The sequence below is a fragment of the Methylovorus glucosotrophus genome (assembly GCF_009858335.1).
Taxonomy (GTDB): domain Bacteria; phylum Pseudomonadota; class Gammaproteobacteria; order Burkholderiales; family Methylophilaceae; genus Methylovorus; species Methylovorus glucosotrophus.
In genome coordinates this window covers 143,075-156,876 of sequence record NZ_VMSE01000002.1, presented here as the reverse complement: position 1 = coordinate 156,876, position 13,802 = coordinate 143,075, and the positions used below count along the sequence as shown (strand labels likewise).

The 13,802-nt window shown below is 56.6% G+C and carries 15 protein-coding genes; 11 read left to right on the top strand and 4 right to left on the bottom strand.

Features of this window, described 5'->3' with window-relative positions:
* Positions 1–6: 6 nt before the first annotated feature.
* Entirely contained in the window at positions 7–450 is a 444-nt protein-coding gene (locus tag FNL37_RS11710) for a thiosulfate oxidation carrier protein SoxY (protein ID WP_159356304.1), read from the bottom strand.
* Between the two features lie 16 nt (positions 451–466).
* Entirely contained in the window at positions 467–1,903 is a 1,437-nt protein-coding gene (locus FNL37_RS11705) for a beta-barrel assembly-enhancing protease (protein WP_159356303.1), read from the bottom strand.
* A gap of 57 nt (positions 1,904–1,960) precedes the next feature.
* Between FNL37_RS11705 and moaC the strand changes: the two genes are divergently transcribed.
* Together moaC and FNL37_RS11695 are read left to right on the top strand one after the other, a co-directional pair.
* Entirely contained in the window at positions 1,961–2,446 is a 486-nt protein-coding gene (gene moaC / locus FNL37_RS11700; RefSeq protein WP_159356302.1) for a cyclic pyranopterin monophosphate synthase MoaC, read from the top strand.
* Between the two features lie 89 nt (positions 2,447–2,535).
* On the top strand, positions 2,536–3,027 hold the full coding sequence (locus tag FNL37_RS11695) for an OmpH/Skp family outer membrane protein (protein ID WP_159356301.1): 492 nt from the start codon (positions 2,536–2,538) through the stop codon (positions 3,025–3,027).
* A 30-nt stretch (positions 3,028–3,057) separates the two neighbouring features.
* On the opposite strand, the gene thiO is transcribed toward FNL37_RS11695, so the two are convergent.
* Complete coding sequence (thiO, locus tag FNL37_RS11690) at positions 3,058–4,152, bottom strand: glycine oxidase ThiO (RefSeq protein WP_159356300.1); 1,095 nt, start codon at positions 4,150–4,152, stop codon at positions 3,058–3,060.
* A gap of 39 nt (positions 4,153–4,191) precedes the next feature.
* On the bottom strand, positions 4,192–6,159 hold the full coding sequence (locus FNL37_RS11685) for a cation:proton antiporter (protein ID WP_041369883.1): 1,968 nt from the start codon (positions 6,157–6,159) through the stop codon (positions 4,192–4,194).
* Between the two features lie 264 nt (positions 6,160–6,423).
* On the opposite strand from FNL37_RS11685, the gene FNL37_RS11680 reads away from it, so the two are divergent.
* The 9 genes from FNL37_RS11680 to rapZ all read left to right on the top strand — a co-directional run bounded on the left by FNL37_RS11680 (position 6,424) and on the right by rapZ (position 13,769).
* Positions 6,424–7,422: a KpsF/GutQ family sugar-phosphate isomerase gene (locus FNL37_RS11680; protein ID WP_159356299.1), complete on the top strand. Its 999-nt coding sequence runs from the start codon at positions 6,424–6,426 to the stop codon at positions 7,420–7,422.
* A gap of 1 nt (position 7,423) precedes the next feature.
* A complete protein-coding gene (locus FNL37_RS11675; RefSeq protein WP_013441032.1) occupies positions 7,424–7,948 on the top strand; it encodes a KdsC family phosphatase in 525 nt (174 codons plus the stop codon).
* Between the two features lie 9 nt (positions 7,949–7,957).
* The gene (gene lptC / locus FNL37_RS11670) at positions 7,958–8,713 is read left to right on the top strand and encodes an LPS export ABC transporter periplasmic protein LptC (RefSeq protein ID WP_159356298.1); all 756 of its coding nucleotides are present in this window, start codon (positions 7,958–7,960) and stop codon (positions 8,711–8,713) included.
* Positions 8,694–9,251 carry a lipopolysaccharide transport periplasmic protein LptA gene (gene lptA, locus FNL37_RS11665; RefSeq protein WP_013441030.1) on the top strand — a complete coding sequence of 186 codons (558 nt, stop codon included), beginning with the start codon at positions 8,694–8,696 and terminating at the stop codon, positions 9,249–9,251. Before lptC ends, lptA begins: the two co-directional genes overlap by 20 nt.
* A gap of 56 nt (positions 9,252–9,307) precedes the next feature.
* On the top strand, positions 9,308–10,030 hold the full coding sequence (gene lptB, locus FNL37_RS11660) for an LPS export ABC transporter ATP-binding protein (protein ID WP_013441029.1): 723 nt from the start codon (positions 9,308–9,310) through the stop codon (positions 10,028–10,030).
* 24 nt (positions 10,031–10,054) lie between these two features.
* Entirely contained in the window at positions 10,055–11,509 is a 1,455-nt protein-coding gene (locus FNL37_RS11655; protein ID WP_015829204.1) for an RNA polymerase factor sigma-54, read from the top strand.
* A 27-nt stretch (positions 11,510–11,536) separates the two neighbouring features.
* On the top strand, positions 11,537–11,866 hold the full coding sequence (hpf, locus tag FNL37_RS11650) for a ribosome hibernation-promoting factor, HPF/YfiA family (protein WP_013441027.1): 330 nt from the start codon (positions 11,537–11,539) through the stop codon (positions 11,864–11,866).
* 83 nt (positions 11,867–11,949) lie between these two features.
* On the top strand, positions 11,950–12,915 hold the full coding sequence (gene hprK, locus FNL37_RS11645; RefSeq protein WP_013441026.1) for an HPr(Ser) kinase/phosphatase: 966 nt from the start codon (positions 11,950–11,952) through the stop codon (positions 12,913–12,915).
* 17 nt (positions 12,916–12,932) lie between these two features.
* A complete protein-coding gene (gene rapZ / locus FNL37_RS11640) occupies positions 12,933–13,769 on the top strand; it encodes an RNase adapter RapZ (RefSeq protein ID WP_170291293.1) in 837 nt (278 codons plus the stop codon).
* Positions 13,770–13,802 lie beyond the last annotated feature (33 nt).

The window sequence follows — 13,802 nt, the reverse complement described above, 5'->3', positions numbered from 1 at the left end:
TGCCTCCTAGCCGCAGCCGTTTTCCAGCACTTCAACCTGCTTGCCCGCGGTGAAATAGCGCGATCCCACTTTCACAATCGCCTTCACTTCAGCGGTTTCCGCCATTTTGATGCGGGTGACCACATAAGGATCCGCCCCTTTGGCAAACATGAAATTGGCAATCAAAGGTGTAGGGTTATGCTCCACCACAATGGCAATCGCTTCCGTACCGGGAATGCGGCTGATGACTTCCACCTGCACGACAGCGCCGTTTTCCGCGCGGTCTGGCGCATTGACCGTGATGTCGGCGCTGGGCGTTTCCTTGTCGACCTGCAGCCCTTGAGTGGCGCCAGCCAGCGTCGTCGCCTCAAATGCCGCTTTGTTCCACACTGCCGCCAGCGCCCGCAGTGGCAGTAGCAAACCACTGAGCAATGCTGCACCAGTCATCATCATAAATCCGCGTCTTTTCATGGCTGTCCTTTTATCTCTAGCCCCTGTCCTTGGGGTCGTTCAGCAGCAGGCGCAATTGCTTGAGACGCGCCTCCACAATCGATTGCTGGTAAAAGTCGCCATCGCCCGCCTTGGCTGCCAGCTCCATCTGCTCAACCGCCCGCGGCAGGTTATAGCTCCGCACATAGGCTTCGCCTTGTGCCTGATGCCGCAACAAACGTTTGCCCTGCATGGTATACGCCTTTGAGCGCAACTCATAAAAATAGGGATCATCCGGATAGAGGTCGATGTTTTCCGCCACCAGATTAAGCGCTGCATCGGTCTGCCCCAGCCGCAGCAAGTGCTCGGCATAGCCAAAAATCAGAGCACGGGATCGAGGATAATGTTCCAAGCCTTGCTGGAACAGGCGTGTGGCTGCGGCCGTATTTTGTTTCGCCACTTCGATATTGGCTGCCAGGCTGGCAAACATGGCGTGCGGACTGGCATTCTGCTTGAGCCAGATTAGCTCGCTGGCTGCCGTCGCTACATCATTGGCCCGCAAACTGGCAATGGCCAGCCCGTAATGCTGGGCAGCTTCGTTGGTATAAGTGCGCTGGGCAAGGTTATTCCTGAACAGCTCCATGGCTTGCCGCGCAGGCCCCAGATTGGCGAGCAGCTTGGCCCGCACATATTGAAATTCCGCACTATCCTGCACCTGCCGATAAGCCCCTTGCTCCACGCGGGAGCGCACATCGGCAATACGCTCCGTCGTCAGCGGGTGGGTACGCAGGAAGGAAGGCGCACTGCCATCAATAAACCGAGTGCCCCGCTGCAGAATCTCAAAAAAAGCCGGCATACCGCGCGTATCAAATCCCGCATCAGCCATAATCTGCAAACCCACGCGATCGGCCTCACGCTCGTGTTCGCGCGTGTAGTCCAGCTGCTTCTGCAAGGAGCCGGCACTGGCCGACATCATAGCTCCGCTGGCAAGCTGTGGATTGGCGCGCGCCGCCAGCAGCGCAAGCCCAATCGTCGCCATGCTGATGATGGAGTCGCGCTTCTGCTGCGCCATCATTCGCGCCAGATGGCGCTGCACCACATGGCCGATTTCGTGGCCCAGCACACCGGCCACCTCGGATTCGTTTTCAGCAGCAACGATGAGCCCGGTATGCACGCCGACCACACCGCCGGGCATGGCAAAGGCATTGATGGAGTTATCTTTCACCACAAAAAACTGGAAGGGCAAGAGCTTGTCCGAACTGGCAGCGACGAGGCGCATACCCAGTTGCTGCACATAATCCTGTATTTCAGGGTCGCGCTCCACATCATCACTGGCCATCACGCTGCGCATGATCTGATCGGCAATTTTCTTTTCATCCAGCGGGGAGAGCACGGTAGCGGAAACATCGCCCAGATCGGGCAGGCCATCCGCAGGAGATACGGGTACAAAAAACAGCGCCATGACGGCGACGACAGAGGTATAAACAAGCTTCATTGTTGCTATGATAACGGCATTCTCAAGCAAGTTCACCGTTTCGGAGCAGGCTTCACCATGACGCAATTTACCCATTTTGACACCAGCGGACAGGCCCATATGGTCGATGTCGGCCACAAAGCCGAAACCAGGCGCATTGCTGTGGCACGAGGCAGCATCCGCATGCTGCCTGCCACGCTGGCGCTGATTCAGGAGGGGAATAGCAAAAAAGGTGATGTACTGGGCATTGCACGGATTGCGGCGATTCAAGGCAGCAAGCGCTGTGCTGATCTCATTCCGCTTTGCCATCCGATTGCCTTGACCAAGGTCGGGGTGGAGTTCGAGATTGAGAGCAGCCAGCCTGTCATCCATTGCACGGTCACTGCCGAAACCGTCGGCCGTACCGGGGTGGAAATGGAAGCGCTGACCGCGACTACAGTCGCCTTGCTGACGATTTACGATATGTGCAAGGCGGTCGATCGCGGCATGATCATAGACAATGTGCAACTACTGGAAAAGCAGGGTGGAAAATCCGGCCACTGGCAGGCCACAACCCCGGCATAAATCAGAGCGTGGCCAAGCGCCCATTTGGAGGTGACGGCATGAAGGGGTATCCTATTGCCAGCTCAAGAGCCACGTCACAAGGAGATCGTTTGAAAACATTAAAGCACATTGCCCTCGCCGCCACTCTGGCATTGGCCTCCATGCATGCCAGCGCCGAAATCAAGATCGGCTATGTCCATCTGCAAACTGTCATGCAATCACCGCAATTTCTGGCCACGGGTCAAAAGCTGCAAGCCGAATTCAAGCCGCGCAATGCTGAGTTGCAGCAAGCCTACAAGCAACTGGAAGACCGCGAAACCGCTTTCAGCAAGGATTCGCTGACCATGGCGGAGAGCGTGGCGAGAACCAAACGTCGCGATCTGAATAACCAGCGTGTGGACCTGGAGCGCCGTCAGCGTGCCTTGCAGGAAGAGTTTGAGCAGCGCAAGAAAGACGAGCTGGCCAGTCTGCAGGATCGCATCAATAAAGCCGTGACCGCCGTCGCGCAGAGTGAAGGCTACGACATCGTGTTCTACAACACCTCCGCTTATGTCGGTAAACGCGTCGACATTACCGACAAGATCATCAAGCAGCTCAAATAAGCGCGAGCCTGACCTCGCCTGCCCGCGCGCCTATTCGGCAGCGCGGTAGGCGTAAGCAGTTAGGTCACTTTCAGAAGCACTTCCTTGCACCAGGGCCGCCAGCAGTTCGGCGCTCGCAGGCGCCATCGTCAGCCCGTAACGGAAATGACCGCTATTGATATAGAGGTTTTTATACTGCGGGTGCGCGGCAATGGTAGGCACATTATCCGGAGACCCCGGACGGAAACCGCTCCAATGTGCCAGCACAGGCGCATCGGCCAGCTCGGGCAACAGGGCTGCGGCTTTGGCAGCCAGCTGGCTGCCCATGTTATCGGTCACCGCATGATCAAACCCGACATCTTCCAGACAACTGCCCGCCAGAATCAGGCCATCCCGCCGCGGCACCATATAAAAGCCTTCACGGAAAACAATATGCGTGAGCTTCTGCTGCTGAGGTTGCGCATACAGCAGCATCTGGCCACGCATGGGCTTGATGGGCAGTGGCTGCTGGTTGCCCAGTAACAAACCACTCCAGGCGCCCGCCGTCAGTACAAACGCATCCGCTTCGAGTTCGCCGCCTGCCCGTGTCGGCCAGCGTGTCAGCTGATCTGCCCCTTCATTGGTAGCCAACGGCAACAGCTCCGTGTTATCAAGAATGGTGGCTCCTTGTTGCAGCAGCCATTGCCGCAAGGCCGCCAGCAAGACGGGCGGCCGCACATGCGCCACTTCCGGCAGCCACATCGCATTTTGACGATCCGCTGCAAAACTATGGGCAGGCGCCTCCGCATGTTCGGCAAATCCATACTGACTTGCCCATGCCAAGGCCTGCTCGCGCTTGTAATCCGGCAACAGCAGCATGCCATCCTGCTGATATTCGGGGTCTATGCCGGTATCTTCCAGCAGGCGCTGGCACAGCTCGCCATAGGCACGCATGCTCGCCACCGCCAGCCGGTTCACCGGCTCGACATAGGCCCACGGCAGCAGCGGAAAAAGAATACCCGCCGCGGCCCAGGAAGCCTCGCCCTGCGCATGTCCGCCAATCTGGCCGCGCTCCACCAGGGTGACCTGATGGCCATGTTGAATCAGGGACATGGCGGTCATACAGCCGAGTATGCCGCCCCCAGCTACGATAATGTTACGGCTCATAAGATTTGAAATTGGATGTAAATCACAAAGTGTCGGACTTTAGCGGCCTTGCAGCAAGGCTTTTTCCGCCAGGACAAGATCCTTGGGCGTGCCCAGCAGGACGACCACATCGCCTTCGATAAAGACGGACTCCGAGGTGGGAGCCCATGGCTTCAGGTTGAGGCGACGGATAAACTTCACCTCCACATTGAGTCCGGAGAAATTGATATCACCCAGGCGCATGTTAAGCGCATAGGCGGACGATGTAATCAGCACCGAGTTCAGGCGTGGCGTTTCCTGCGCTTCTTCGTCCAGATCGGACATACCGTGGAAAAAGCCGCGGAACATCTTGTAACGCTCTTCGCGGAACAAACGGATACGCTTCACCACCCGATTCAGCGGCACACCGAGCAAGACCAGCGCATGCGAAGCCAGCATCAGGCTGCCTTCCAGCACTTCGGGCACCACTTCTGCCGCGCCCGCCTTGCGGAAGCCTTCCATATTGGCATCGTCCACCGTGCGCACAATAACCGGCAGCTTAGGGTAATTGTCTTCCACCACATGCAGAATCTTCATGGCAGATGGCGCATCGTCATAACTGATAATCAGCGCCTTGGCCTGTGCCGCCCCCGCCGCCGCCAGTACCACGCGTCGGCCTGCATCGCCATAGATCACGTTTTCACCGGCCGCAGCTGCTTCGCGCACCCGTGAAGGGTCAATATCCAGCGCAATGAACGGAATGTTTTCCTCACTGAGAAAGCGCGCCAGGTACTGCCCGCTGCGGCCGAAACCGCAAATGATCACGTGGTCGACCAGTTCCTTGCCTATGCTTTCGATATCCTGAATCTGCTTTTCACGATTGCGCACATAGCTGCGCGACAGCAACTCGCCCAGCCGCTCGTTGTGCTGAATGATAAAGGGCGCCACTACCATGGAGATCAGCGAAGCAGCCAGTACCACCTGCAATGCCTGCCCGCCAATCAAGCCATGCCCCAGGCCCAGCGACAGCAAAACAAAACTGAATTCGCCCGCTTGCGCCAGCGTAATGCCGGTACGAATCGCGACACCCGGCTCGTGACCGAATGCCCGGCTCAGCACCGCCACCAGCACGCCCTTGAACAGAATGAATCCGGCCGTGACCAGCAACACCAGCCCCAGGTTGGCTGCCAGTTCATGCACATCCAGCAGCATGCCCACCGTAATGAAAAACAGGCCGAGCAGAATGTCGCGGAATGCCGCGATATCGGATTCCACCTGATAGCGATAGCGGGTTTCAGAAATCAGCATGCCGGCGATAAAGGCACCCAGTGCATAGGAAAGCCCGGCGAGCTTGGTGGCAAAGGCCAGCATCAGCGTCACCATGAGTACATTCATCACAAACAGCTCACGCGAGCGCTGGCGTGCCACCAGACCAAACCAGGGGTTGATCAGCGACTTGCCAAACACAAACAGGATGATCAGCATGACCGCGGCTTTTAGCAGGGAGATCAGCAATACCTGACCGAGATCACCACCATGCGAGGCCAGCGCTGGAATCAGCACCAGCATGGGCACCACGGCAATATCCTGGAATAAGAGCACGCCAATGGAAAGACGGCCGTGGCGCGAATTCAGCTCCAGGCCTTCCACCAGCATTTTCGACACAATCGCGGTCGATGACATGGACAGGGCACCGGCGATGACAAATGCGGTTTCCCAGCTGAGGCCAAAGGCAATGCAGGCCATCATGACAGCAAGCATGGTCAGCAAAACCTGCATGCCGCCGAGGCCGAGCACGGTTTTGCGCATGGCATATAACTGGGCCAGACTGAACTCCAGCCCGATACTGAACATCAGAAATACAATACCGAACTCGGCCAGCTCACGATTGGCTTCCGTATCCGGCAAAATGCCGAAAGTATGCGGCCCCAGGGCCAGCCCGACCAGGAAGTAAGCCAGCATGGCCGGCAGGCGCAAGGCACGAAACAGGGCAACAGCCAGCACCGAGCTGGTAAGCAGGATCAGAATAGCGGGTAAGGTATCGTGCATTAAAATAGCTTTGAAGGAACTCAACATTTAAAGAGGTCTGTCTGGAGTGGAAGACAAGAGAAAGCAGACAAGGCCGACCGTCATGCATAGACGGTCAATCGATATCTTCCGGCAGCTGGCTTGATCCTCAGACACAACCCTTTTCATGCACGCCTCCCCTTGAAAAAACCTACAGGCAAAATTTATGCCGACTTTATCAAAAGTCGGCACGGATTACGTATAAATCCTTTATTCGTCGGACATTCCCTTTTATACTTGCCGGGTATGGAACCATCAAAAATACGAAAAATCGGTGCAAGCAAAACGCCGATTGATCTGGCAAGGGAAGTCCTGTTAATTGAAGCACGCGAGGTGGAAGCACTAGCCCGCAGGCTGGATGACAGCTTCACGCGTGCCGTCGAACTCATTTTACAATGCCAGGGTCGCATTGTGGTGACCGGCATGGGCAAATCCGGTCATATCGGAAACAAAATCGCCGCCACGTTTGCCAGTACAGGTACACCTGCTTTTTTCGTCCATCCCGCTGAGGCGAGCCATGGCGACCTGGGCATGATTACCGGCAAGGATGTGGTCATTGCCCTGTCCAACTCCGGCGAGGCAGATGAGTTACGCGTGATACTGCCCACATTGAAGCGCATGGGCGCGCGGCTGATCAGCATCACCGGCCATCCGCAATCAACGCTGGCGAAAGCGGCAGATGTGAGCCTGGATGCCCACGTTACCGAAGAAGCATGCCCGCTGGCGCTGGCACCTACCGCCAGCACCACGGCCTCGCTGGCACTGGGCGATGCCCTCGCGATTGCCGTCATGGATCAGCGCGGATTTTCTGCCGAGGAATTCGCCTTGTCGCACCCGGGTGGTACGTTGGGCCGCAAATTGTTGCTGCATGTACGCGACGTGATGCGCACAGGCGATGCCATCCCCAGCGTGGGAGTTGAAGCCAGCCTGAAAGAAGGCTTGCTGGAAATGTCGCGCAAAGGCCTCGGCATGACAGCGATTGTCGATGCGGAGCAGCATGCCGTTGGGGTATTTACCGATGGCGATTTGCGCCGGGCATTCGAGAATGCCGTGGACATAAACAGCACCTACATGCGGGATGTGATGCACACATCGCCGCAGCAAATCCGCCCGGAGCAACTGGCAGTCGATGCGGTTGCCGTCATGGAGCAGAAAAAAATTACCAGCCTGTTGGTCACAGATCAGCAGGGAACCCTGATCGGGGCATTGAACATGCACGATCTTCTTATTGCAAAGGTGGTTTGAATTGTTGTCCGTAGAAGAACGCGCCAAGCGCATCAAACTCGTGGTATTCGATGTCGACGGCGTCATGACCGACGGCGGCCTTGGACTGGGCGACGACGGTCAGGAATACAAATTTTTCCACTCGCATGATGGCCTAGGCATGAAATTGCTGAAAGCCACCGGCGTGCATATGGCGATCGTCACTGGCCGCACATCCCAGGTCGTGGTCAAGCGCGCCGCCAATGTCGGCATTCTGCATTTTCATCAAGGGGTGGACGACAAGCTGGCCTCCTTTGATGAAGTCCGCGCGCAATTTGGCTTTAGCCGCGAAGAATGCGCCTTCATGGGCGATGATGTCATTGATATCCCCCCGATTCGTTATGGTGGCCTCGGCATTACCGTGCCGCATGCCATGCCGCTGGTGAAAGAGTATGCGCATTACATCACCAGCCGCCCCGCGGGCCACGGTGCCGTGCGTGAAGTGTGCGAACTGCTGATGAAAGCACAAGGCACCTTTGACGCACAGATGGCCCGGTTCCTGAAGTAAGGATTGACATTGGGACGTCCAACCGTCGTGTTTCCGCTCGTGCTGCTCGCCCTGCTGGCGCTGCTCACGTTCTGGATAGATCGCAGTGTTCAGCCTCCCGAACGGCGGCCGGATGCCAATTTGCGCCATGACCCGGATTACATTCTGGACAACTTTGTCACGACGCGGACCAATGTGAACGGTGCGCTGGCCTATGTGCTGGCAGCGGTAAAGATGAAGCATTACCCGGATGATGACACCACCGAACTTGAACGGCCCCGGTTTACGCAGTATGCCGTCAACAAGCCTTACACGCAGATTGAAGGCCAGCGCGGCAACGTCTCCAGCGATGGCGAGACCGTGGAATTCATGGATAATGTGATCGTCATTCGGCAGGCATCCAAGGATAAAGGGGAAATGATGGTACGTACCCAGTACCTCAAGATGTTCCCCAAGCAGGAAGTGGCCGTGACAGACAAACCTGTGGTGATCACTCAGGCACCGGAAACGGTGATTCATGCCAACGGTATGGTATTCAACAAGAAAAACCAGACCGTCAACCTGCGTGGCCGCGTGCGGGCGCATTACCTTTCGCCCAGCGTGACAAAAAAAGCCGCTGGCAAAGCTCCTGCCAGCTCGTCAGCGAAAGCCAGCAAGGCGGCACCACAGAAAAATGCCAAGGCCAGCGCCAGCCCCGCTAAAAAACAGGCAGCACAGGCGAAACGAAGTACCAGTACCAATAACCAAGCCCGGATTCGGAGAAAATATGACAACCCTGCCCCGTAGCTTTTTGCCGCTACTTTTGATGATGGCCTGCCTGCCTGCACACGCCGAAAAGGCGGACAAGGACAAGCCCATCAATCTGGAAGCAGATGCCGTCACCGTGAATGATGCCAAAAAGACCAGCATCTACACCGGCAATGTAATCCTCACCCAGGGGACGCTGATCATCCGTGGCGACAAGCTGGTGGTGCGCGAGGACAAAGAAGGCTTTCAGCACAGCACGACCTACGGCAATCCGCAGACGCCTTCCACCTTCAAGCAAAAAATGGAAGGTAAAAACGAATATATGGAAGGCAGCGGTCAACGTATCGAGTACGATGGACGTATGGACAAGGTACAGCTCTACACCAAGGCCTGGGTTAAAAAAGGCGATGACATCGTGCATGGTGACTACATCATGTATGACGCCAATGCCGAATATGCCGAGGTGATTGGCGGTGGTAGCCAGGCAGCAACGCCTGCCACGCCGACCGGGCGTGTACGTGCCGTTATTCAGCCCAAGAAAAAACCGGCTGGCACCGATGGCGCGACGGCCAATTAACCTGCCATGCTGACAATCCGTCAGTCTGGCGTGCAACACGATATACCTGAGTAAACATGAGCCAATTAATCGTAGAAGGTCTGCGCAAGAAATATAAATCCCGCACGGTGGTGCAGGATATTTCGCTGCAACTCAATAGCGGCGAAGTGGTAGGCTTGCTGGGCCCCAACGGCGCAGGCAAGACCACCAGCTTTTACATGATGGTAGGTCTGGTGGCCCTGGATGATGGGCGCATTCTGCTGGATGGCAAGGATCTGAGCCGTCTGCCCATACACCGTCGTGCGCGCCTGGGCCTCGCCTATCTGCCGCAGGAGCCCTCGATTTTCCGCAAGATGACGGTGGCCGAAAACATCATGGCGATTCTGGAGTTGCAGAAACTGGCGCCAGAACAGATGGAGAACCAGCTGGAATCGCTGCTGCAGGAACTGCATATCACGCATATCCGCAACAGCATGGCGGTCAGCCTGTCCGGCGGTGAACGCCGCCGCGTTGAAATCGCCCGCTGCCTGGCCACCAACCCCAGCTTCATTCTGCTGGATGAGCCATTTGCCGGCATCGACCCCATCGCCGTGCTGGACATTCAGAAGATCATCCGCTTTTTGACCGAACGCAATATCGGCGTGCTGATCACCGACCACAACGTGCGGGAAACATTAGGTATTTGCGACCGCGCCTATATCGTCAATGAAGGACGCGTCTTCGCGGCAGGCAAGCCCAGCGAAATTATTCACAACGATAGCGTAAGAGAAGTGTATCTTGGTAAGGACTTCCGCCTCTAAGCACACATTTGGCGGCCCCCACGTATGAAGCAAAGCTTACAACTCAAATTTTCGCAACACCTGGCGCTGACTCCGCAACTGCAGCAGTCCATCCGTTTGTTGCAGCTATCCACGCAGGAGCTCAATCAGGAGCTGGAAACCCTGCTGCAGGCGAATCCATTGCTGGAACGCGCTGACAAGATCGAAGAACCGCTGGAAATCCCCGACAACTTCATTGCAGCGCCAGTAGCCCCTGAGCCCAGCGTGGCCGCCACACCGGAGGAAGCTCCCCGCCAGGATGAATTTGGTGGCGATGACTATTTTGAATTCGGCAGCAGCAGCGGCAGTAACCGCTGGGAAGACAGCAGCTCCGGCAATGACGATGACAATGATTTCAGCTACCAGGAAGCGGTCAGCCTCAGCCTGCGCGATCATCTGCTAGGTCAGCTCAAGCTGTTGCCACTGTCCGAGCGCGACCAGACCTTGTCCATGCTGCTGGTCGATACCATTACCGACGACGGTTATCTGGAGCAGTCGCTGGAAGAGCTGGCCGACATGCTGCCGCCGGAACTCGAAATCGACATGCTGGAGTTGCAGACGGCGCTCAAGCATATCCAGAACCTGGACCCACCCGGCATAGGCGCGCGCAATCTGGCAGAGTGCCTGTCCTTGCAATTGCGCGCCTTGCCACCAGATACGCCTTATGTGGATCTCGCCATCAAGGTTGCCGAAACGCACTTGCCCCTGCTGGCAGCCCGCGATTACGCAAAACTGAAAAAATTGCTGGCCTGCGACGATGATGTATTGCGCGAAGTGCAACAGCTGGTGCTGCAACTCAATCCCCGCCCAGGTGGTGAATTCAGCAAAATCACGTCTGATCATTACATTCAGCACGAAATCGTGGTGAAGAAAATCAAAGGTGTCTGGCTGGCCCATCTGAACGACGAAGTCGTGCCCAAGCTGCGCATCAACCAGCTGTATGCCGGCATCCTCAAGCGCAATCGCGAAAGCTCGAGCCAATACCTGATGAGCCAGATGCAGGAAGCCAAGTGGATGATCAAGAACATCCAGCAGCGCTTCTCCACCATCCTGCGCGTTTCTCAGGCGATTGTGGATCGCCAGCGCAATTTCTTTGAGCACGGCGAGGTCGCCATGCGCCCCCTGGTGCTGCGCGAGATTGCCGATGAGCTGGGCCTGCACGAATCCACGGTGTCACGCGTCACCACGCGCAAGTACATGCTCACCCCACGCGGTGTTTACGAGCTTAAATATTTCTTTGGCAGCCATGTGGCTACCGAATCCGGGGGCGCTTGTTCCGCCACTGCCATACGCGCCCTGATCAAACAAATGGTCAGCGAAGAGAACCCGAAAAAGCCGCTGTCGGATAACCAGATCACGGATATCCTGGGTAAACAGGGCATCGTGGTTGCTCGTCGCACCATTGCCAAATACCGCGAGTCTTTGCAGATACCCGCGGCCAACCAGCGCAGATCGCTTTGATCTGCGTTTTACCTGAAGGAGTAAATCATGAACCTGCATCTCACCGGACACCATCTCGACGTTACCCCAGCCCTGCGCGAATATGTGCAGAGCAAGCTTGAGCGCGTGAGTAACCACTTCGACCATGTGATTGACGTCAAAGTCACCATGAGCGTAGAGAAGCTGGCGCAGAAAGTGGAAGCCACCATTCATGTGCCGGGTCACGATATCCATGCCGAAAGCAGCGGTGAAAATATGTACGGCGCGATTGACGCGCTGGCTGACAAGCTGGATCGCCAGGTTCTGAAGCACAAGGAAAAAGTAAGCGACCATCACAAGGCCAACGGTGCCCTCAAGCACCAGGCGGCTGCGGAATAAAGGTCTAAACCGGGGACAAGGCAAAGGCGTGTTGTCTTACGTACCGCCAGTTGCCTTGTCCCTGCCGAACATAAGGTAATCATATGGCTACCATCAGTGTTGCACAGCTTTACCGGGATATGCGCCGCAATCTCAAGCTCACCTGGGTTTCCGGGCTGAATGGCGGTGAAAACCTGCTCACCAGTGAAACGGTGACCAAGCCCTCGCTGGCACTGATCGGGCACCTGAATTTTGTACACCCCAACCGCGTGCAGGTGTTGGGCTGTGCCGAGATGGATTACTTGCGCAGCCTGCCCAAGCCAGAGCTCAAGAAAGCCATCCACAATCTGTTTTCCACCGACCTGGCCGCCGTTGTCGTCGCCAATGGTGAAAAACCACCCGCCGAGCTGAATGCCGCCTCGGATGATTTTCAAACCCCCTTGTTCACTTCACCCATGCGCAGCCCGGGGCTGATGGATGTCCTGAGCCATTATCTGGCGCAAGCCGTCGCCGAATCCGAGAGCTCCCATGGTGTTTTCATTGAAGTACAAGGCTTTGGCATTCTGATCAAGGGCAACCCGGCCATTGGTAAAAGCGAGCTCGCGCTGGAACTGATTTCGCGCGGACATCGTCTGGTGGCGGATGATATTGTCGATTTCTACCGCATTGCGCCGGACCGGCTTGAAGGGCGCTGCCCCCCTATCCTGCAGGACTTCCTTGAAGTGCGTGGCCTAGGCATCCTCAACATCCGTGCCCTGTTTGGTGACAACGCCGTCAAGCCCACCAAACCGCTCGACCTCATCATTCAGCTTGAGATGGCCGATACTCTTGCGCCGCAACTGCTGGACAGGCTCAAGATCAAATCGCATCACGAAAAAATACTGGGCGTGAAAATCCCCAAAGTCATGATCCCCGTGGCCGCCGGCCGCAATATTGCGGTGCTGGTCGAAGTCGCCGTGCGCAACCACATGCTATTACTGCGCGGTATTAATGGCACCAAGCAGTTCATGCAGCGCCAGCATCGCGAGATGAGCAAAGCCATGAAGCGCCAGCAGCAAGTGGAGAGCTAAGCGTGGCCACCAGCAATATGCGGCTCATCATCGTCACTGGCCTTTCCGGCTCGGGCAAAAGCATTGTGCTGCGCGCCCTGGAAGATGCCGGTTTTTATTGCATAGACAATCTGCCCGCCACCCTGCTGCCGCAAATATCGGAACATCTGGCACCTGCCACCCAGCAACGTGTGGCGATCAGCATAGACACCCGCAGCGCAGCGCTGGAAACCTTGCCGGAAAACATCCAGGCACTGCGCGACAAAGGCATCTCGGTGCAAGTGCTTTACCTGGAGTCCAACGCCGAAACTTTGGTCAAGCGCTTCAGCGAAACACGGCGCCGCCACCCGCTCAGCGATGAAAAAACCACGCTGGCCGAAAGCATAGAATACGAACGGCAGCTACTGAACCGGCTGGTAAATCTGGATCATCGCATCGACACCAGCAACCTCAGCGCCAACACCCTGCGCAACTGGGTGCGCGATTTTGTCGTGCAGCAGAGCACCGGCATGACGTTATTGTTTGTCTCCTTCGGCTTCAAGCATGGCATACCGCTGGATGCCGACTTTGTGTTTGACGTGCGCTGCCTGCCCAACCCCCATTACGACCCGGTATTGCGCCCGCTCACCGGCAAAGATGCGCCGGTACAGGACTTTTTGCGGCAACAGCCCATGGCGCTGGAGATGCTGCAGGATATACGCGGCTATGTAGAGCGCTGGCTGCCCTGCTTTGATGGCGATCATCGCAGCTACCTGACCGTCGCCATCGGCTGCACTGGCGGTCGGCATCGCTCGGTGTTTTTCGTCGAGCAGCTGAGCCAGTATTTCAAGGATAAACAACAAAAAGTGCTGATCAGGCACCGCGAGCTAGAGTAGACAGGCTTGTTTAAATTCACGATGCCGGGCCCC

Excerpts from the sequence above, each read along its gene's own strand:
- FNL37_RS11710 (WP_159356304.1), bottom strand. The coding sequence starts at position 450 with ATGAAAAGACGCGGATTTATGATGATGACTGGTGCAGCATTGCTCAGT.
- FNL37_RS11705 (WP_159356303.1), bottom strand. The coding sequence starts at position 1,903 with ATGAAGCTTGTTTATACCTCTGTCGTCGCCGTCATGGCGCTGTTTTTT.
- moaC (WP_159356302.1), top strand. The coding sequence starts at position 1,961 with ATGACGCAATTTACCCATTTTGACACCAGCGGACAGGCCCATATGGTC.
- thiO (WP_159356300.1), bottom strand. The coding sequence starts at position 4,152 with ATGAGCCGTAACATTATCGTAGCTGGGGGCGGCATACTCGGCTGTATG.
- FNL37_RS11685 (WP_041369883.1), bottom strand. The coding sequence starts at position 6,159 with ATGCACGATACCTTACCCGCTATTCTGATCCTGCTTACCAGCTCGGTG.
- FNL37_RS11680 (WP_159356299.1), top strand. The coding sequence starts at position 6,424 with ATGGAACCATCAAAAATACGAAAAATCGGTGCAAGCAAAACGCCGATT.
- lptA (WP_013441030.1), top strand. The coding sequence starts at position 8,694 with ATGACAACCCTGCCCCGTAGCTTTTTGCCGCTACTTTTGATGATGGCC.
- lptB (WP_013441029.1), top strand. The coding sequence starts at position 9,308 with ATGAGCCAATTAATCGTAGAAGGTCTGCGCAAGAAATATAAATCCCGC.
- FNL37_RS11655 (WP_015829204.1), top strand. The coding sequence starts at position 10,055 with ATGAAGCAAAGCTTACAACTCAAATTTTCGCAACACCTGGCGCTGACT.
- hpf (WP_013441027.1), top strand. The coding sequence starts at position 11,537 with ATGAACCTGCATCTCACCGGACACCATCTCGACGTTACCCCAGCCCTG.
- hprK (WP_013441026.1), top strand. The coding sequence starts at position 11,950 with ATGGCTACCATCAGTGTTGCACAGCTTTACCGGGATATGCGCCGCAAT.
- rapZ (WP_170291293.1), top strand. The coding sequence starts at position 12,933 with ATGCGGCTCATCATCGTCACTGGCCTTTCCGGCTCGGGCAAAAGCATT.